The following is a 17,510-nucleotide window of genomic DNA, read 5'->3' on the forward strand; positions in this document are numbered from 1 at the left end:
ATCGCGGCACTCGCGACCACGACGGATATGAGTCTCCGCCTGGAACTGTTCAAGGTGTTCCCTTTCAGGCACGACGTAGGTGCGGAGCAGTGGCGGCGGCGCGGGATCCACGGGGCGATGTGGGGTCGCGGTCCGTCGGTCCCTGGGCTTGGGGGGCCCGTGCGCCGCCACCGGCGACACGACGGCCCGGGTCAAGGCCGTCACCGGCGGACACTACCCACCGCTCCCCATGAACCTGTCACGGGGTTCGGGGGATGGGATCTGCCGGTGCGGCAGACAGTAGGGAACGGCGAGATGAACCCGATACGGGGAAAACCCTTGTCACCCCCCGAGGGGGGCGGGGGAGGGTGTGCGGGGCACACGGGGGTTGGGGGGAAGGGTGGCCCGCCCGCCGGCTTCGTGGCGGAAATGTCGCCGTACAAAGCGGCCTTGGGGGGCGATTTCGGTACAGAGGGACCCCGCTGCGGTCCCGGGCCTCGCCCAGTTCGAGTGGGTCCTAACCCAGTTCGAGTGTCGTCACGCCGAAGACCCGGTCGCGTGCCACCGGCCGGACCGCCCCCGTGTACATCCTCGCCGTCTCGAACGTGGGCTCGAGGCCCCGTTCCACGGCGAGCGCGACGGCTGCGGAGTTGACCTCGGGGACGTCGATCGCGATGTGCGGCGAGCCGAAGGCCCGCGCCTCGGCCGCGAGCGCGTCCAGGAGGACGGCGGCGTCCGCGGGGGTGTCCGCGAACAGGGGCCCGATGCGGGCCTCCTCCTCGGCCGGCCGCACCACCCCGTACCCCGTGAGGCGTCCGCCGGTGACCCGTACCAGGGCACGGTGGCCCGGAGTGGTCAGCCACGGTGCGAGGAAGCGCGGCCGGTCGGCGGGGTGGCAGGCGCTGTCGTACGCGGCGAGTGCGGCCGGGTCGGCCTGGGCGGCGGGGACCACGTCCGGCGCGGGGGCTCCTGCCGCGCCCGGGTCTCCGACGTACCGGGCCGTGCGGTAGGCCGGGGCGAAGCCGGAGCGGCGGTAGTTGTCCTGCTGGTCGGGGACCCCGTCGAGGCCGACCGTCCGGTCACCGGCGTGTGCGAGGCCGGCCCGCCAGGTCGCGAGGCCGTGGCCGCGGCCGCGCAGGTCGGGGCGGACGAGGTAGAAGCCGAGGAAGGCGTACCGGTCGCCGTAGTTGACGACCGAGACGGCGGAGACGGGCTCCCCGTCGATCCGGCCGAGAAAGAACCCCTCCGGGTCCTGCGCGAAGAACGCCGGGGCGTCGGACGCCCCCGGGTTCCACCCCTCCGCGGCCGCCCAGGTACGCACGAGCGCCCAGTCCTGAAGGGTGGCGCGGGCGATGTGGAGCGTACCGGGGGTGGGGGAGGCCATGGGCGTTCCTTCGACAGCCGGGCGAGCACGGGGCGGTGAGGGGGGGCGAACCGGGCGAAGCGGCCCGATCCTAGCGACCGCGACGCGGCCGCCCGGCACCCGACGACGCTTTCCGGCCGCGAGGTGGCACGTCGCGGCGGGGCCGCCGCGGGACGCCCGGCGCGCACCCTGCCCCCGCCCCGCCCGCACCCGCCCGCCCCCGGCGCACCCTGCCCGCGCCCCCGCCCCGTGCGCCCGCCTCACCCCACCAGGCGGAGGGCCGTTTTCGACACGCCCACGTGGACCGTCTGGCCCCACGTCAGTTCCAGGGCGTCCGACTCCATGCCGTCGCCGAAGGCGACCAGGCGGTCCGACTCCACCGTGAGGTGGAGGGACTCGCCCTCGGTCAGGACGCCCTCCACCCGCGTCGTGCCCGTCGTCGGCGACGGCCAGGCCTCGCGGACGAACCAGGCCAGGCGGCGGGCCGTCGGGGCGGGGAGGGCCGGCGGGGCGGCGCGCTCGTGCCAGAGCGAGCGGAGCCACCCCGTCGCGCCCGTGCCGGTCCCGACCAGGACCCCCGAGGACGCCTGCGGCTCCGGCGCCGACCCCGCGCCCTCGACCGCCAGGGTGTAGCGCGCGGTCTGGTGACTCGGAGGCCCGAGGTAGATCTCGTTCAGGGCGAGGAGCCGCTGCGCGTCGTCCGTCACCGCCTCCGCCATCGTGAGCTCGTCCACCCCCGTCCGCCCCGCCGACGCGACCGCCGACCTGAGCAGCGCTCCCGCGTCCGCCGCCCGGTGCCGTACGAGGACCCCCGGATTCCGCCCCGGGTCCGTGTCGACGCCGACGACCGGCTGCCCGTCCAGGTACTTGGCCGCATTGGCCACCAGACCGTCCTGCCCGACCACCACGACCACGTCCTCGGGCCCGAACAGGAACCGGTCCAGATCCGCCCGCTCCACCCTCGCCTGACGCCACGACAGCGGCACCGCCGCCGCCACCTCCGCGAGCCCCCGCCGGTTCCGCTCGTGCCGCAGCCGTACGTCCTCGATGCCCCGGCCCCGGCTCGACAGGAAGAACGCCGCCTGCCCGTGCGTACCGTGCCGCGCGAGCAGCTCCTCGTACTCCGTGACGCGGTGCACGAGCACCGCGCGCGGCGCCAGGCTCACGACGACGCCCCGCCGCCGCCCAGCCGGCCGAGCAGGGTGGTCAGGACGTCGGGGGAGACCGTCAGGCTCTCGATGCGCGGAAGGTTCTGCGCCGCCTGGGTCGCGGCCAGCGCGTGCAGCGTCCCCGCGTCGACCTCCCCGTGCACCCGCAGCCACGCCGCCTGCGCGGCCGCCCGGGCCTCGCCGACCTCCCGCGCCGCCTCCGCCTCGGCCCGCGCCAGCCGGACCTTCCGTACCGCCTCCGCCTCCGCCCGTACGGCATCGGCGGCGGCGCTCTCCTCGGCCTCGCGGCGCGCGTTGGTGCCGCGCTGCTCGACGAGCCGCTCCTCCTGGCGCGCCAGTTCGATCTTGCTGGCGAGTTCGTTCTCGGCGATCGTCCGCTCGCGTTCGACCGCCACGGCCCGCCGCTCGTACGTCGCCCGGTCCGCCTCCTGCTGGATCTGCTCACGGGCCGGAGTGCGCAGCGCCCGCTCCACCTCCGGCTCCGGACGGATCGCCACCACGCGCACCGCCACCACCTCGATCCCGGTGGCCGGCAGCCGGGGCTCGGCCGCAAGACCGTCCGCGATCCGGTCCCGTACCGCCGCCACGCCGTCGACCAGCGCCGCCGCCAGCGGCGTGCGCGCCAGGACGTCGAGCGCGTGCTGCTGGGCCGTCTCGGTCAGCAGCGTGGCGATCTGCTCCAGCGGCGCCCCGCGCCACGCGCCCGTGTCCGGGTCGATGGAGAAGTCGAGCCGGGTGGCCGCCGCCTCCGGCTCGCCGATCCGGTACGTGACGGTGGACTGCACGCTCACGTCCTGGAAGTCGGCGGTCCGCGCGTGGAAGGCCATCGCCAGCTCCCGGTCGTTCACCGGAACTTCGGAGAGCGCCGCGGACAGGGAGCGGTACCAGAAGCTCAGTCCCGTCCCGTCGTGGACGAGGCGTCCGCGCCGGTGGTGACGGATGTGCGCCGTGGGCGCGGACCGCAGATGGCGCCAGCCGGCGCGGCGGGTGATGTCGGCCATGGGAACTCCCCCTTGTCGTCACGTTGACGATAGGGCTCCCGGCTGGTTTTCGTCAAGGTGACGAAAGTGGCGGTTCCGGTGGCGGCGTCGTCCTGTGCGGGTGCCCGGACCAGGCGCAGCCTGCGCGGCAACTCCTCGCCGTACTCCGACTGGCGGGCGGCGACCGGTGCACCCGGGGGCAGGGCCCCCTCGCGGCGGTAGCCGGGACGGAGGGCGGCGACCGGTCCGCGACGGACCCGCTGGCGGCCGGTCGTCAGCCGGGGACGGGCGCGGGTGCCGGGGTCGCCGTCGGTCGTCAGCCGGGGACGGGCGCGGGTGCCGGGGCGGTCGTCGGGTCGTCCGTGCGGGGTGCGGGGAGCGGCTGCCCGGAGGCGACCACAGGAGACGGCGACGGGGGCTGCTGCGCGGGGGCGCTTCCCGTTCCGGTCGTCAGGAGCACCACCCCGCGCGCCGCCACCGCCGAGGCGGCGGCCGCGACCAGCCAGCCCCACGCGCCCGCACGGAACGTCTCGCCGAGCAGGGCCACACCGATGATCGCGGCGGCGGCCGGGTTGGACAGGTTCACGACGGCGAGCGGCGCGGCGAGTCCGCCTCGGTAGGCGGTCTGCGAGAGCAGCAGTCCGCCCACCGCGAAGGCGGAGATCAGCACCGCGATGAGGGCCGTCTGCCACCAGGCCGGCGGTCCGCCCGGCAGCTCGCGCGCGAGCGCCGCGGTCAGTGTCTGCGTCAGCGCGGAGCCGACCCCGGAGGCGATCCCGGACGCCGTGGCATGCCCCAGCCCCCGCCCCGTCACCAGCCCCCGCCCCGTCACCGGCCCTCGCCCCGTCACCTGCCCTCGCCCCGCCGAGCCTCGCCCCGTCGCCGACCCTCGGCTCGTCGCCGGCCCGCGTCCCGCCGACCGCCCCGGCCCCCGCCCGGGCGCGCCGTCGCCCCGTGCTCGTGAGCTCTCGCCCCCGCCCGGCGGCCGCATGCCTTCGCGCGGCCCTCGGCGCAGGCCGCCGCTGGCGAGCGCCGCGATCAGGAGCGCCGTCACGGCCGCGACGACCAGGGCCTCGCGCAGGCTGAGCGCGTCACCCGGGGTCGCCGGCCCGGTGACCGAGATCAGGCCGACGAGGCCGGCCAGCGTCCACAGCGCGCCGCGCCACTCCGCCCGGGTCACCCGCCGCCGCGCGCAGTAGGCCCCCAGGGGCAGCGCCGCCACCAGCGTGAGCGCCCCCAGCGGCTGAACGAGCGTCAGCGGCCCGTAGTGCAGCGCGGCCACATGGGCGAGTGCGCCCGCCGCGTTGAGGCCGACCGCCGACCACCACCGGCCGTTCGCCAGCAGTGCGCGGAGCGCGCCGTGTCCTCCCTCGGAGGCCGCGGCGAGCCGGGACTGGGCGACCGCGGCGAGCGCGTACCCCGCCGCGGAGACCAGGGAGAGAAGGACGGCGAACACGGTGCCCTGGAGGCCGTTCATCGCAGGGCCCCCGCCGGCCGGGGCGCCGGGACGCGCGGGAGGCCGCCGGACGGGGCGGGGCCGCTGCCCGGAGTCCGTACGGCCGCGAGCGCCAGGCCGAGCAGCGCCGCCGCGGCGAGCGCGTCGAACCAGTAGTGGTTGGCCGTGCCGACGATCACCAGCAGGGTCAGCGCGGGATGGAGCAGCCAGAGCCACCGCCACGGCGTGCGGGTCGCGGCGATCAGGCCGATCGCGACCATCAGCGCCCAGCCGAAGTGGAGCGACGGCATGGCGGCGAACTGGTTCGCCATCGAGTCCGTCGCGGGGGTCGCGCCGTACACCGACGGTCCGTAGACCCGCGCCGTGTCGACGAGCCCCGTCGCGTCGAGCATCCGGGGCGGGGCGAGCGGCATCAGCAGATGCAGCGCGAGCGCGGCGGCGGTGAGGAGCGCGAGGACGCGGCGCGACCACACGTAGTGGTCGGGGCGGCGCCAGTAGAGCCAGCCGAGGAAGGCGATCGTGGCCGGGAAGTGCACGGCCGCGTAGTAGGTGTTCGCGGCGCGGACGAGGAGTTCCCCGTGCAGGAGCAGGGTCTGTACGGAGCCCTCGCCCGGGAGGTGGACGGCCCGCTCCGCGTCCCAGATCCGGTCGGCGTTGTGGAAGGCCCGCAGTTCGTGGCCGTTCGCGAAGAGCCGGCCGCACTTGTAGACGACGAACAGCGCGGTGACGAGCAGCAGCTCACGGACCGGTGCCGGTCTCGGGCGGCTCCGTCCGTCCGGGGGGTTCGGGGTAGCGGTCGGCCCCGGTCCGGTGGGACGTGTCCCGCGTATCCCGGCAGCCATACCCGGCCCCTTTTTCCCGTCAAATCGCCTGCAAACGGAGGAAGCCTAGATCCGAATTCATCGAGACGCAAGCGTCTCGATACGTTTGCGTCTCGATTGTGCACCCCCTACTCTCGTATGTGCAGAGAGCTGTCCGGGAGGAAGCCATGTCCACGCAGGCCGCGACCGAAGCCGCCCGCCGTAGCAAGATCACCCCCGAGCGGGAGACCGAGCTGTACGAGGCCGTGCTCTGCCTGCTCCGGGAGGGCGGCTACGACGCGGTGACCATGGAGGGCGTCGCGGCCCGCACCAAGTGCGGCAAGGCGACGCTCTACCGTCAGTGGGGGACCAAGCCGAAGCTCGTCACCGCCGCCCTCGCCAAGCAGCGCTGCGTGTTCTTCGCCGGCATCGACACCGGTTCCCTCGCCGGGGACCTCCGCGAGGCGGCCCACCTCGCCGCGACCCGCCGCGACCGGGACGCGGAGGTGATGGAGGCCGTCAGCCAGGCGTACGTCCAGTACCCCGATCTGCGTGAGGCGCTCCGCGAGACCGTCATCAGCCCCGAGATCGCGGCGCTCGACGAGATCCTCCGGCGGGCCGCGGAACGCGGCGAGATCGACCCGGAGAACCCGGCGGTCGGCTTCGTCGCCCCCTGCTTCCTCGGCATGCTCCGCATCGAGCGGCTCTTCGAGGAGCGGTTCGCCGACGCCTCCACCATGCGCGTCTTCGTCGACTCCGTCCTGCTGCCCGCGCTGATGCCGACGGGGCGCGCCGAGGTGTGACCGCCCGGCCCCTCCGGCACCCTGGACCCATGCCCTCCGCTGCCCCCGACGTCCGCGTCCGACGGATCTACGAAGCCCCCTCACCCGACGACGGCGTACGGGTCCTGGTCGACCGGCTCTGGCCGCGCGGCCTCGCCAAGGCCGACGCCCACGTCGACGAATGGCCCAAGGCGCTCACCCCCTCCACCGAGCTGCGCCGCTGGTACCACGGAGCGGAGGGCGCGTACGAGGAGTTCTGCCGGCGGTACGAGGACGAGCTCGCCGAACCCGCCGCCGCCGAGGCCCTCGACGGGCTGCGCACCCTCGCCGCGAAGGGCCGCGTCACCCTCCTCACCGCCGCCAAGGACCCCTCCGTCAGCCACACCTCCGTGCTGCGTCGCGCGCTGAACGCCTCCGGGGCGTAGCCAGGGGCACACGGCGCCGGTCACCATGGCGGGAGCGCACCGTGTTCGCACCTGCCCGAGCTCCGCACCTTCCCCGTTCCGGAGGCGCAGCGTGGACCCGACGACGTACGCACGTCACGAGCTGCTCGACGCGTTGCAGCGCGACCCGTACCCCCTCTACGCACAGGCGCGGCAGGCCGCCGGTCTGACCTTCGTCCCCGAACTCGACGCCTGGCTGGTCGCCAGGGACGCCGACGTCCGCGAAGTGCTGCTGAGGCCCGAGGACTTCTCCTCCGCACAGGCCCTGCGGCCCGACGTCCTGCCCGGGCCCGCCGTCTTCGGCGTCCTCTCCCGGGGCTTCGGCCAACGGCCCACCGTCGTCTCCACCGACGGCGCCGCCCACCGCCGCCACCGCGCGCCGATCAACCGGGGCCTCTCCTCCGCGCGCGTCACGGCCCTCACCTCGTACGCCACCGAGGTCGCCACCACCCTCGTCGACGGCTTCGCCGCGGACGGCCGGACCGAGGTGATGGCGTCCTACGCCCGTGAGCTCCCCGGCGCCGTCATCGGCCGGCTCATCGGGTTCGAGCCCGAGGACGTGCCCGCGGCGGTGCACGGAGGACACCGCGCCGAACAGCTCCTCTTCCGGCCGATGACCGAGGACGAGCAGCTCGCCGCCGCCGAGGACGTGCTCGCCCTCCAGCACCTCCTCGACCGCTACGCCCGCGACCGGCGCGCCCGGCCGCGCGACGACCTCTGTTCCACGATGGTCGCCGCCCTGGCCCCCGACACCGGCCTCGGGCCCGGCCCCCGCGAACTCACCCGGGACCAGCGCAGCGAACTCGTCTCCAACCTCCAGAACATCCTCATCGCAGGACACCTGACCACCACGGCCCTGATCGGCACCGCGCTCCACCACCTGCTGCGCCGTCGCGACCAGTGGGAGCTGCTCTGCGCCCGGCCCGAGCTCATACCCGGGGCGGTGGAGGAAGCGGTCCGCTACGACACCGCCGTCCAGGGGTTCCGCCGGACCACCACCCGCCCGGTCGTCCTCGCCGGCACCGAACTGCCCGCCGGTGCCACCCTCTTCGTCGCGTACGGCTCCGCCAACCGCGACGAGGCCCGCCACGAGGACGCCGACACCTTCGACATCACACGGCCCGCGAGCCCCACGCGCCACGTCGGCTTCGGTCACGGCGCGCACGGCTGCCCCGGCTCCCAGCTGGCCCGCACCCAACTCCGGCTCACCCTGGAGCTGTTCACCCGCCGCTTCCCCGGACTTCGGCTCGCGAAGGACCAGGAGGTCGTGATGCGGCCGACCATGATCCACCGCGCGCCCCTGGAACTGCCGCTCACCTGGTGACACGTCCCGGGCGCCGTGTCACTCCCCGAGCAGACGCGGCGCCTCGTCGGCGGCGTCCGTCACCTCGCCCGCGCGGTCGGCCAGTGCACGGGCCCACCGCACGAGTCCGCCCACATCGATCCCATACGGATCGGACAGCCCGGCGATCCGCGCGGCGCCGCGCAGCAACAGCCGTGCCCCGCCCGCCGCGTTGCCCCGTGCCGCGTGCGTCAGGCCAACTGCCAGCTGGGCGAGCCCCTGCCACAGATCCCGCTCCCCGGCGGGCCCGCTCTTCCACGCGTCCTCGAAGACCTCGTGCGCGTGGAACGGCATCCCCGCGTCGAGGAGCCGCTGCGCCTCGCGCAGGGTCGCCTCCGGGCTCCGCACCACGCCCTCGGGCTGCCGCGGCACCCCCTCGGCCCCGTACGGCAACGGCCGCCCCAACCCGTCCCGGGGCCGCCCACTGCGCGCGCGCCCCTCCACGTCCCGGTCCCTCGGCGTCCTGTCCACGCCGCCATTCTCTCCCGAACCCGCCCGGCCTGCGCCGATGCCGCCCACACCCCCGAGGGGTGCGTCCGGCGTCGCACGGAGTGAGGTAATGTTCTCTTGCACGCCGCCACCGGGGGAAACGCCGGGGGCACGGGCATCGGGACGTGGCGCAGCTTGGTAGCGCACTTGACTGGGGGTCAAGGGGTCGCAGGTTCAAATCCTGTCGTCCCGACTCGAAAGAGTCGCAGGTCGAGGGGCCGTTTCAGAGAGATCTGAAACGGCCCCTCGATCGTTTCCTGGGACACGTCCTCGTCACGGGTGCTTCCTGGCCGAGGTGATGAGGTGCCGCGATGGGCCGGCTCCCGCCGCTCGACCGTCGCCTGCGGTGGCCCTTCGGCTGAGTTCGGCACGGGTGAGGGCGTTCTTGTGCACCTCGTCGGGGCCGTCGGCGAAGCGCAGGGAGCGGATGCAGGCGTAGGTGCGGGCGAGCGGGAAGTCGAGGGAGGGGTCGGCCGCGCCGTGGGTCTGGACCGCCTTGTCGAGGATCCACTGGACCGTGCGGGGCGTGGCGATCTTGATGGCCTGGGTCTCGGTGTGGGCGCCCTTGTCGCCGACGGTGTCCATCAGCCAGGCGGTCTTCAGTACCAGGAGGCGCAGTTGCTCGATCCGTACCCGGGACTCCGCGATCCAGTCGCGGATCACACCCTGGCGGGCGAGCGGCTTGCCGAAGGCCACGCGTTCCTCGGCGTGGGCGCACATCAGCTCGATGGCCCGTTCGGCGACGCCGATGAGGCGCATGCACTGATGGATCCGTTCCGGGGCCAGTCGGGCGCGGGCGATCGCGCAGCCGTCGCCTTCCTGCCCGATGAGGTTCGCCGCCGGCACGCGTACGTCGTGGAACACCATCTCCGCGTGGCCGCCGTGGCCGTGGCCGTCGTAGCCGAAGACTTCCATGGCGCGTCTGATCTCGAGGCCGGGGGTGTCCCGGGGTACGAGGACCATCGACTGCCGTCGGTGCCGGTCGGCCTCCGGGTCCGTCCTGCCCACCACGATGAACACCCGGGCGTTGGGGTTCATCGCTCCCGTGATCCACCCCTTGCGGCCGTTGATCACGTAGTCCTCGCCGTCACGCACGATCGACGTGGCGATGTCCGTGGCGTCGGAGGAGGCGACGTCGGGTTCCGTCATCGCCAACGCGGAACGGATCTCGCCGGCGAGGAGCGGCTCCAGCCACTCCCTGCGCTGTGCCTCGGTGCCGAACACGGAGAGCACTTCCATGGTGCCGGTGTCCGGAGCCGCGCAGTTGAGGACGGCGGGCGCGAGGTCCGGCGAGCGGCCGGTGATCTCGGCGAGAGGCGCGTACTGCAGATGGGTCAGGCCGCCCCCTTCGTGACCGGGGAGGAAGAGATTCCAGAGGCCACGGCGGCGGGCCTCGGCTCGGAGGTCGCCGAGGACCGGGACCGAGTCCCAGGCCCAGCGGTCGTCGAGAGCCCCGAGCTGCTGCTGGAACACCGGCTCCGCCGCGTGGACGTGACTCCACATCAGGTCGAGCAGGTTCTCGCGGAGGAGTTCGGTGTGCGGGTCGAAGGCGAAGTGCATGATCGGTGTTCCTTGAGTGGGGCGAGTCCGGCGTCGAGCGCGACCTTGGGGCCGACCGGCCGGGCATGGGGCGGCGGCAGCCTGGCCGAGACGCGTAATCGATCTCGATTCGGATTCGACTCTAAGGGTAGTCGTGCGGAACCTGTCAACCTTCGCTCGCGTGAGAATCGGGAGCGTCGCTGATACGATCTCGAATCGTGTTCGAGAAGAAAACGACAAGCCCCCCACCGGCTCGCCCGACCGTGGTACAGCGCCGCGGGAAGGAGCGCAGGCGCGCCATCCTCGACGCCGCCGCGGCGCTGCTCGGCGAGCAGGGCTACGAGGCCGCCACGCTCAAGGCCATCGGTGAACGTGCGGGCATCCCGACCGCCTCCATGTACCACTACTTCCCCGACCGGCATCAGGTCGACGCCGACCTCCTGAAGCAGCACATGGGCGAGCTCGACACGCTGATCGGCGCTGCTCTGGACAGTCCGACGGCGCGGACGCTGCCCGAGGCCGTCGACGTCATGATCGACCTACACCTCGACTACTTCCGTCGGCACCCGAGTTGCACGGAACTGTGGTTCGCGGGACGCCACAGGACGCTCGACGAGCTGGTGCACGCCTTCGACGAGGCGCAGGCGGAGCGGCTCTGGCGCCACCTTGTGGAGCGGGGCTTCGTCCTCGCCGACACGCCCGTGCTGCCGCTGCTGCTCGCCTTCGAGGTGGGCAGTCGGCTCTTCGATGTCGCGTTCCGGCGCTCTCCGGCAGGTGACGACGCCACGATCGCCGAAGCTCGCCGCCTCGTCACCGCCTACCTCGAGACGTACGCCTCCGCAGGGTCAGGGCCGCGCGGCTGACGCCCACGGCGTGCCCACCGTGGGCGCGTCGTGACCGCGCGGTCGTCCCGGCCGCGCGGTCGGGAAGGTGACGACCTGCCCCGGCGCACGGTGGCGTCCCGTCGGAGGAGGACCAGGGGCGAGGGCCGCGGCGTGGTCGGCGCCCGGTCACGGCAGGTGCGGCTGTGCGAGCGCCTGTTCCGCCCAGATGACCTTGCCCTCGCGGCCGTGTCGCGTGCCCCAGCGCTCGGCGAGCTGGGCGACCAGCAGGAGGCCGCGGCCGCCCTCGTCGAAGGTCCGGGCGCGGCGCAGGTGGGGGGCGGTGCTGTTGGTGTCGAAGACTTCGCAGGTCAAGGTGGATTCGAAGATGAGCCGCAGGTGGACGGGCGGCTTGCCGTAGCGGATCGCGTTCGTCACCAGTTCGCTGACCATCAGCTCCGTGGCGAAGGAGAGCTCGTCGAGTCCCCAGGCGGTCAGCGTCTCCGTCGTGAAGCGGCGGGCGCCGGAGACGGCTGCCGGGTCGGAGGGGAGGTGCAGCGTGGCGACGTGGCTGGGATCGAGTGCCCGAGTGCGCGCGACCAGGAGCGCGACGTCGTCGACGCGGCGCTCGGGGAGCAACCTGGTCAGCAGCCGTTCGCAGGCCTCGTCCGGCGTCATCGCAGACCGTGACGCGTGTGCGAGGGTGTCGCTCAGCAGCGTCAGCGAGGCGCCCACATCACGCGCACGGTCCTGGATGAGGCCGTCGGTGTGGAGGGCGAGCAGACTGCCCTCCGGCAGTTCCCACTGGGCCGTCTCGAACGGAAGTCCACCCAGCCCCAGCGGCGGACCGATCGGCAGGTCCGGGAGGTCGACCGCCCTGGAACCGGCCGAGGGGGTCGCCACGGTCGGCGGCACGTGCCCGGCGCTGGCGAGGGAGCAGAGACGGGTGGCGGGGTCGTAGACCGCGTACAGGCAGGTGGCGCTGATCTCGGCTCCCTCGCGGGCCTCCTCCTTCTGGAGGCGGATGACCACGTCGTCGAGATGGGTGAGGAGTTCGTCGGGCATCAGGTCGAGGTCGGCGAAAGCGCGGACCGCGGTCCGCAGGCGGCCCATGGTGGCGGCGGCGTGCAGGCCGCGGCCGACGACATCGCCCACGACGAGGGCGACCCGGGCGCCGGACAGCGAGATCACGTCGTACCAGTCACCGCCCACTCCCGCGCGGGACCCGCTGGGCAGGTAGCGGGAGGCCGTCTCGACCGCGAACTGGTCCACCGGCCCCTGCGGTAGCAGGCTGCGCTGGAGGGTGAGTGCGGTGGTGTGTTCATGGGTGTACCGGCGGGCGTTGTCGATGTACACCGCCGCCCGGGCCGCGATCTCCTGTGCCAGCAGAAGATCCTCGTCGTCGAACGGCGAGGCGGTGCGATCGCGGGCGAACTGGGCCAGGCCCAGGGTGGCGCCTCGCGCGTGCAGGGGCAGGAGCAGTACCGAGTGGATGCCGAAGTCGGGCGGGCCGGGCGGCGCCGGGGGAGCGGGGGCGTCCGGTGTCGATGGTGCGGGGGCGTCCGGTGTCGTGACCCGGAGCAGCGTGGGCCGCCCCGTGGCCAGCGCCTCTGCCGGCGCCGACTCCGCCGGGTAGGTGTGCGATCGGCCCGTGCCGACCGGGGAGTCCGGAGAGCCGTCCAGGGCGGATCGCTGGGCGATGCGTCGCAGCAGCGGTGCGTCCGTCGGCGGCTGTGGCCCCCCGTCGCGGAGGAGGGACTCGAGGAGGTCGACGGTGACGAGGTCGGCGAAGTGGTCCACGCCGACCTCCGCCAGCTCCCGGGCGGTACGGGCGGTGTCGAGTGTGGTCCCGATCCGCCTGCTCGCCTCGTTGGCCAGGAAGAGCCTGCGCTGCATCCGCCGGCCGCGTACCTCCTGGTAGGCGGTGACCACCTGCTCCGAACCGTGATCGACGTACGCGAACGCCGTCGCGATCAGTCGGAGGATCGCGTCGTTGGTCAGCTGCCGGTCGTCGGTGAGCCGGGCGGCTTCCTCCTGCAACAGCTCGAGCAGGGTGACGTGCCCGAGGCGGTAGGCGCGGAGCAGCGTGCTGATCGGTACGCCGCCCTCGGCGAATCGGCGAGCGAGTTCCAGGGCGGCAGGTGGCAGCTCGGCCCGCGTCACGTCGCGGTTGTGCTCCAGCCCGTCCAGGAAGGCCGTGACGTGGTCGACCGTCTCGCTCAGCGCGACCCGGGCGAGGTCCTCGTCCTCCCACAGTTCCGGAAGCTCGCCGCGCATGCGCTGCATGAGGAGGCCGGCCCACTGGTTCGAGCGCGGCCTCACTTCACGCGCCAGGCGGCCGAGGAACGCGGAGACGTCCTGCTCCATGAGTGCAACGTATCCAAGGGCCCGGTCGCCCGCCTGTCCTGAAGGCGGTGGCGGAGCGGGCGGCGAGGCCGACCCCACCGCGAGGCCGGCCCTCCGCCGGCCACGGCAGTGGACGGCCGGAGCGCTCGCGCCCTCGACGGGCCTTGACAGTCCATCACCGTACAGCTCTAAACTCAAATTCGATTCGAGATCGAGTCAGGCTCCCGGCCTGCCATGCCGACGGCGACAGCGAGGTCGCCGCTCGGGCAGCCGGCACGGCACCCGACCGGTGGACGGCCCGGCGCAGGGCGATACGCCGACGTCCGCCGGAGCCCCGTGTCCCGAACCGGTCGCCGTCACTTCACCCATCACCCCGACTACCCGGAGGCTCCGTGCGCTTCCCTTCCGTCCCGACCCCTGCCGACCGCGACCGACCGCCCGAGCCCCGACGCGGTGACGGCCCGGACGGCGCCGACCGGCATGTCTGGGGCACGGCCGCGTAGTACGCGGGTGGCCGGGGCGGGCACGGTCGTGCCCGCCCCGGCCACCATCCAGCTGCCGGATCCTGCCCGGCCGCCGTGTGGGATCAGGGACGCAGTAGGACCGGCAACGGTGAGTGCCGTCGGCGACCACCGTTGCCGGTCCGCTGATCCCGCATCGCCCCGGACCGGGCCTGGCCGAACTCCCTGCCTGGAAAGGGGGATGCAACGCCCCACCGCGCCGTGCGTCTACGCGTCGAGGGCCCTCCCCCCGACGGTCACCGAGCCGTCGTTCCGGCGTCGGCCGGAACGACGGCGGTGCCTCGGGCCCGGGTGGCGACGATGGGCTCTGCCAGCACTTCGGCCCGGCCGGAGTCGTCGACCGTGCGGCAGATGACGCGCAGTTCGAAGTCGACGGTCCGGCTACGGGTCCCCTTCGACGCCAGGCGGGCCTCGGCCTCGACGACGTCGCCGCCGCGGACCGGGGCGAGGAACTCGACCGACGCGTACCCGGCGAACAGGCTCTCGTGGCCGTCGATGGTGATCGCCAGGTGCGTGCCGGCGTCTCCGAACAGCTTCAGCCCGAAGGCCCCGTCGACCAGGTTCCCCGCGTAGTGTGCCTCGGAGTGGGCGACATAGCGCTGGTGCACGACCTTCATGCGATCTCCTCGTCGATGCGGCCGATACGGCGGGCGACGGTCGCGCCGTCGAGCCCGATGCCTGGGTAGCCGTGCTTGGCGAGGTCGGTACACATCCGGCGGTACTTGCCGACGCCGCCCACATAGCCGAGAAACGTCGCCGGCTTGCCGGTCACGTTCGAACCCCGGTACCAGGAGTCGGTGGTCGCGTACAGCGTCTGGTTCACCGTGTCCTCGGTGATCTTCACCCAGTCGTCCTGGGCTTCGGCCGTCGGCTCGACGACCTCGGCGCCCTCCGCCCTCGCGTGTCCGATCAGATCGGTGATCCAGTCGACGGCCTGCTCGATCGTGACCACGACATTGCTCGCCAGTGCCGGGCTCTGCGGTCCGGCGATCATGAAGAAGTTCGGGAACCCGGCGGTCATGATGCCCAGGTACGTCCTGACTCCGTCGCTCCACGCGTCCTGCAGCCTGCCGGACTCCGGGGCCGAGACGTTGAGCGCGAACAGGGGGCCGGTGAAGGCGTCGAACCCGATCGCCATCACGAGGGCGTCGACCTCGTAGGAGCCGCCCGCCGTGACGATGCTGTCGCTCGTCATGGTGTCGATGGGCTGGTCACGCAGGGAGACCACCGAGACGTTCGGGCGGTTGAAGGTCTCGTAGTAGTCGGTGCCGAAGCAGCTGCGCTTGGCGCCGAGCGCGTGGAAGCGGGGCTCGAGGACGGCGGCGGTCCCGGGGTCCTGGACGATCTGGCGGATCTTCTCGCGCACGAACTCCGCCGCGGTCTCATTGGCCCTCGCGTCGGTCAGCAGATCGGAGAACTCGCCGCCGACACCGGTGAATCCGCTGCGCTCATAGGCCTTCTCGTAGCGCTCGCGCCGCTCCTCGTCGGAGACGTCGAACGCCGCGGCATCCGGGATGCGGTCCGGGATGCCGCCGAGCGAGTGCCGGCACTCCTCGCGGATCGCCGCGTAACTGCCCTTGATCTCGCCGACGACGTCCGCCGACAGCGGGGCGTTCCGGGCGGGGAACACGTAGTTGGGGGTGCGCTGGAACACGGTGAGGTGCTCGGCGACCTCGGCGATGAGTGGAATGCACTGCACGGCGGACGACCCGGTGCCGATGACGGCGACGCGCTTGCCCGCCAGATCGCTCAGCGGGATGTTCCACCGGCTCGTCGAGACCGTGGTCCCGGCGAAGTTCTCCAGGCCCGGCACGTCGAAGTCCTTGGGCGTCGAGAGGCCTCCCGAGCCGGCGAGCAGATAGCGGCCCCGCCGGGTCTCGCCGGAGTCGAGGGCCACCTCCCAGAGGCGCTCGTCCGGGAGCCAGGTCGCCGAGGTCACCCGGGTGTTGAAGCTGAAGTGCCGGCGCAGGTCGAAGCGGTCCGCGACGTGATCGATGTAGCGGAGGATCTCGGCCTGCGGAGCGAAGCGCTCGCTCCAGGTCCATTCCTGCTGAAGCTCTTCGCTGAACGAGTACGAGTAGTAGACGCTCTCGACGTCGCACCGCGCACCGGGGTACGTGTTCCAGTACCACGTGCCGCCGACGGTGGGCGCGACCTCGAATCCGGCGAATGTCCAGCCCTTCTCGGCGACCTTGTAGGCGGCGTAGAGGCCGGAGAATCCCGCACCGACACAGAGGACGTCGACGACGGGGGCGGCGGCGGGGGCTTTGTCTGTCATGCATCTGCCTTCGGGTAGTCGAAACGCGGGCGGCATCCGGCCGTCAGCCGCGGCGGGGCCGTGCACCCTCGGTACGCCGAGGAGCCGGTATTGGTCATTCGACTTGGTCGTATGACCAAGTCAGGCTAGTCAGCGGCCCGAGCGGCGGTCAATAGTCGAATGCGAATCGAGTTGCGCGGCCGCGCATGCTCACGTGTCGGCGACGTCCCGCAGGTGGCGCGCCACCCGGTCGATCGCCTCGTCCGTCCTGGCGAACACGCCCACTTCGGTGAAGAAGCCGTGGAACACACCGGCGCAGCGGATCGTGGTGACCTCGACGCCGTCCTGCCGCAGCCTCTCGGCATACGCCTCGGCATCGTCGCGAAGCGGGTCGACGGCGGCGGTGAGAACGAGTGCCGGCGGGAGACCGCGCAGCGATTCGGCGCGCATCGGGGCGGCGAGAGGGCAGGCGTCTCCCACAGGGTCCGGTCCGAGGTACTGCTCCCAGAACCAGCGGGCGTCCGCGCCGGTCAACAGGGGGGCGTCGGCGAACTCGGTCCAGGACGGGGTGGCGAACGAGTCGTCGACGGCGGGATAGACGAGTACCTGGGACGCGGGCTGCGCGAGCCCCAGGTCCCGAAGCTTGAGACAGAGGGCGGTGGCCAGATTGCCGCCCGCGGAATCTCCCCCCACGGCCACCATGTCCGGGTCGATGCCGAGCCCGGCGGCCGACCGGCGCAGCCAGGCGAACGCGTCGACGCAGTCGTCGAGTGCTGCCGGATAGGGGTGCTCCGGCGCGAGCCGGTACTCCAGGGAGAACACCGCCCACCCGGATCGGGCGGCGATGGCGCGGCAGACCTCGTCGACTCCGTCAAGGGTGCCGAGCACGAATCCGCCACCGTGCAGGTACATCAGCGCCGGGCGGGGGTCCGCGGAGGCCGGTGAGCCGTCCGGGTGGTAGAGGCGCGCGCGGAGCTCGCCGGAGCGGGCGGGCAGGGTCAGGCGATCGACCCGGTCGAGGGGGGTGAGGGGCTGCTCCGGCGGTGTGGTCGCCAGGAGTCTCCGTGCCGCTTCCGGACCCAGTTCGCGCACCGGCTCCTTGAGGGTTTCGGCGATGAGGCGGGCGACGAACCGCGCATCGGCGTCCAGCTGATCCCAGTACGGCGGCTGCGCTTCGTTCACGGCGGGACCTCTCTGAAGTCATTGACATGTGGTAACCCGTG

Annotated in this window: 14 protein-coding genes, 1 tRNA gene and 1 pseudogene; 5 read left to right on the top strand and 11 right to left on the bottom strand. The window is 73.1% G+C overall.

Translation table 11 applies throughout. The features are described from left to right. Positions 1–496: 496 nt before the first annotated feature. The 5 genes from M5362_RS09350 to M5362_RS09370 all read right to left on the bottom strand — a co-directional run bounded on the left by M5362_RS09350 (position 497) and on the right by M5362_RS09370 (position 5,789). The gene (locus M5362_RS09350; RefSeq protein WP_260226910.1) at positions 497–1,363 is read right to left on the bottom strand and encodes a GNAT family N-acetyltransferase; all 867 of its coding nucleotides are present in this window, start codon (positions 1,361–1,363) and stop codon (positions 497–499) included. Positions 1,364–1,602: 239 nt separating this feature from the next. Next, positions 1,603–2,508, bottom strand: coding sequence for a hypothetical protein (locus M5362_RS09355; RefSeq protein WP_260226911.1), 906 nt, complete (start codon positions 2,506–2,508; stop codon positions 1,603–1,605). Beyond that, positions 2,505–3,512: an SPFH domain-containing protein gene (locus M5362_RS09360; RefSeq protein ID WP_260226912.1), complete on the bottom strand. Its 1,008-nt coding sequence runs from the start codon at positions 3,510–3,512 to the stop codon at positions 2,505–2,507. Before M5362_RS09360 ends, M5362_RS09355 begins: the two co-directional genes overlap by 4 nt. 295 nt (positions 3,513–3,807) lie before the next feature. Then, positions 3,808–4,968, bottom strand: coding sequence for a DMT family transporter (locus M5362_RS09365; RefSeq protein WP_260226913.1), 1,161 nt, complete (start codon positions 4,966–4,968; stop codon positions 3,808–3,810). Then, positions 4,965–5,789, bottom strand: a complete 825-nt coding sequence (locus M5362_RS09370; protein WP_260226914.1) for a phosphatase PAP2 family protein — start codon at positions 5,787–5,789, stop codon at positions 4,965–4,967. Before M5362_RS09370 ends, M5362_RS09365 begins: the two co-directional genes overlap by 4 nt. Before the next feature lie 146 nt (positions 5,790–5,935). Between M5362_RS09370 and M5362_RS09375 the strand changes: the two genes are divergently transcribed. From M5362_RS09375 to M5362_RS09385, 3 genes are all read left to right on the top strand, one after another. Then, the gene (locus tag M5362_RS09375; protein WP_260226915.1) at positions 5,936–6,550 is read left to right on the top strand and encodes a TetR/AcrR family transcriptional regulator; all 615 of its coding nucleotides are present in this window, start codon (positions 5,936–5,938) and stop codon (positions 6,548–6,550) included. 29 nt (positions 6,551–6,579) lie between these two features. Continuing rightward, positions 6,580–6,954 (top strand): DUF488 domain-containing protein, encoded by a 375-nt coding sequence (locus M5362_RS09380; RefSeq protein ID WP_260226916.1) that lies wholly within the window; start codon positions 6,580–6,582, stop codon positions 6,952–6,954. 91 nt (positions 6,955–7,045) lie between these two features. After that, positions 7,046–8,296, top strand: coding sequence for a cytochrome P450 (locus M5362_RS09385; protein ID WP_260226917.1), 1,251 nt, complete (start codon positions 7,046–7,048; stop codon positions 8,294–8,296). A gap of 18 nt (positions 8,297–8,314) precedes the next feature. On the opposite strand, the gene M5362_RS09390 is transcribed toward M5362_RS09385, so the two are convergent. Next, a complete protein-coding gene (locus M5362_RS09390; protein WP_260226918.1) occupies positions 8,315–8,785 on the bottom strand; it encodes a DUF309 domain-containing protein in 471 nt (156 codons plus the stop codon). Positions 8,786–8,922: 137 nt separating this feature from the next. On the opposite strand from M5362_RS09390, the gene M5362_RS09395 reads away from it, so the two are divergent. Further along, positions 8,923–8,996: transfer RNA gene (locus tag M5362_RS09395), tRNA-Pro, on the top strand. 161 nt (positions 8,997–9,157) lie between these two features. Here M5362_RS09395 and M5362_RS09400 read toward each other — a convergent pair. Continuing rightward, positions 9,158–10,363, bottom strand: a pseudogene (locus tag M5362_RS09400) (acyl-CoA dehydrogenase family protein); the annotation flags it as partial. Positions 10,364–10,560: 197 nt separating this feature from the next. Between M5362_RS09400 and M5362_RS09405 the strand changes: the two are divergent. Continuing rightward, positions 10,561–11,205 (top strand): TetR/AcrR family transcriptional regulator, encoded by a 645-nt coding sequence (locus M5362_RS09405; RefSeq protein ID WP_260226919.1) that lies wholly within the window; start codon positions 10,561–10,563, stop codon positions 11,203–11,205. Positions 11,206–11,352: 147 nt separating this feature from the next. On the opposite strand, the gene M5362_RS09410 is transcribed toward M5362_RS09405, so the two are convergent. The 4 genes from M5362_RS09410 to M5362_RS09425 all read right to left on the bottom strand — a co-directional run bounded on the left by M5362_RS09410 (position 11,353) and on the right by M5362_RS09425 (position 17,469). Next, positions 11,353–13,530, bottom strand: coding sequence for a SpoIIE family protein phosphatase (locus M5362_RS09410; RefSeq protein WP_260226920.1), 2,178 nt, complete (start codon positions 13,528–13,530; stop codon positions 11,353–11,355). A gap of 736 nt (positions 13,531–14,266) precedes the next feature. Then, complete coding sequence (locus M5362_RS09415) at positions 14,267–14,647, bottom strand: hotdog domain-containing protein (protein WP_260226921.1); 381 nt, start codon at positions 14,645–14,647, stop codon at positions 14,267–14,269. Further along, positions 14,644–16,308 carry an NAD(P)/FAD-dependent oxidoreductase gene (locus M5362_RS09420; RefSeq protein WP_260226922.1) on the bottom strand — a complete coding sequence of 555 codons (1,665 nt, stop codon included), beginning with the start codon at positions 16,306–16,308 and terminating at the stop codon, positions 14,644–14,646. The genes M5362_RS09415 and M5362_RS09420 overlap by 4 nt, the downstream gene beginning before the upstream one ends. A gap of 189 nt (positions 16,309–16,497) precedes the next feature. Beyond that, positions 16,498–17,469, bottom strand: a complete 972-nt coding sequence (locus M5362_RS09425; protein ID WP_260226923.1) for an alpha/beta hydrolase — start codon at positions 17,467–17,469, stop codon at positions 16,498–16,500. Positions 17,470–17,510: the final 41 nt, after the last annotated feature.

The sequence above is a fragment of the Streptomyces sp. Je 1-79 genome, from assembly GCF_025195125.1.
Taxonomy (GTDB): Bacteria; Actinomycetota; Actinomycetes; order Streptomycetales; family Streptomycetaceae; genus Streptomyces.

Coding starts and splice junctions, on each gene's coding strand:
- M5362_RS09410 (WP_260226920.1), bottom strand. CDS start 13,530: ATGGAGCAGGACGTCTCCGCGTTCCTCGGCCGCCTGGCGCGTGAAGTG.
- M5362_RS09370 (WP_260226914.1), bottom strand. CDS start 5,789: ATGGCTGCCGGGATACGCGGGACACGTCCCACCGGACCGGGGCCGACC.
- M5362_RS09360 (WP_260226912.1), bottom strand. CDS start 3,512: ATGGCCGACATCACCCGCCGCGCCGGCTGGCGCCATCTGCGGTCCGCG.
- M5362_RS09380 (WP_260226916.1), top strand. CDS start 6,580: ATGCCCTCCGCTGCCCCCGACGTCCGCGTCCGACGGATCTACGAAGCC.
- M5362_RS09350 (WP_260226910.1), bottom strand. CDS start 1,363: ATGGCCTCCCCCACCCCCGGTACGCTCCACATCGCCCGCGCCACCCTT.
- M5362_RS09415 (WP_260226921.1), bottom strand. CDS start 14,647: ATGAAGGTCGTGCACCAGCGCTATGTCGCCCACTCCGAGGCACACTAC.
- M5362_RS09420 (WP_260226922.1), bottom strand. CDS start 16,308: ATGACAGACAAAGCCCCCGCCGCCGCCCCCGTCGTCGACGTCCTCTGT.
- M5362_RS09365 (WP_260226913.1), bottom strand. CDS start 4,968: ATGAACGGCCTCCAGGGCACCGTGTTCGCCGTCCTTCTCTCCCTGGTC.
- M5362_RS09375 (WP_260226915.1), top strand. CDS start 5,936: ATGTCCACGCAGGCCGCGACCGAAGCCGCCCGCCGTAGCAAGATCACC.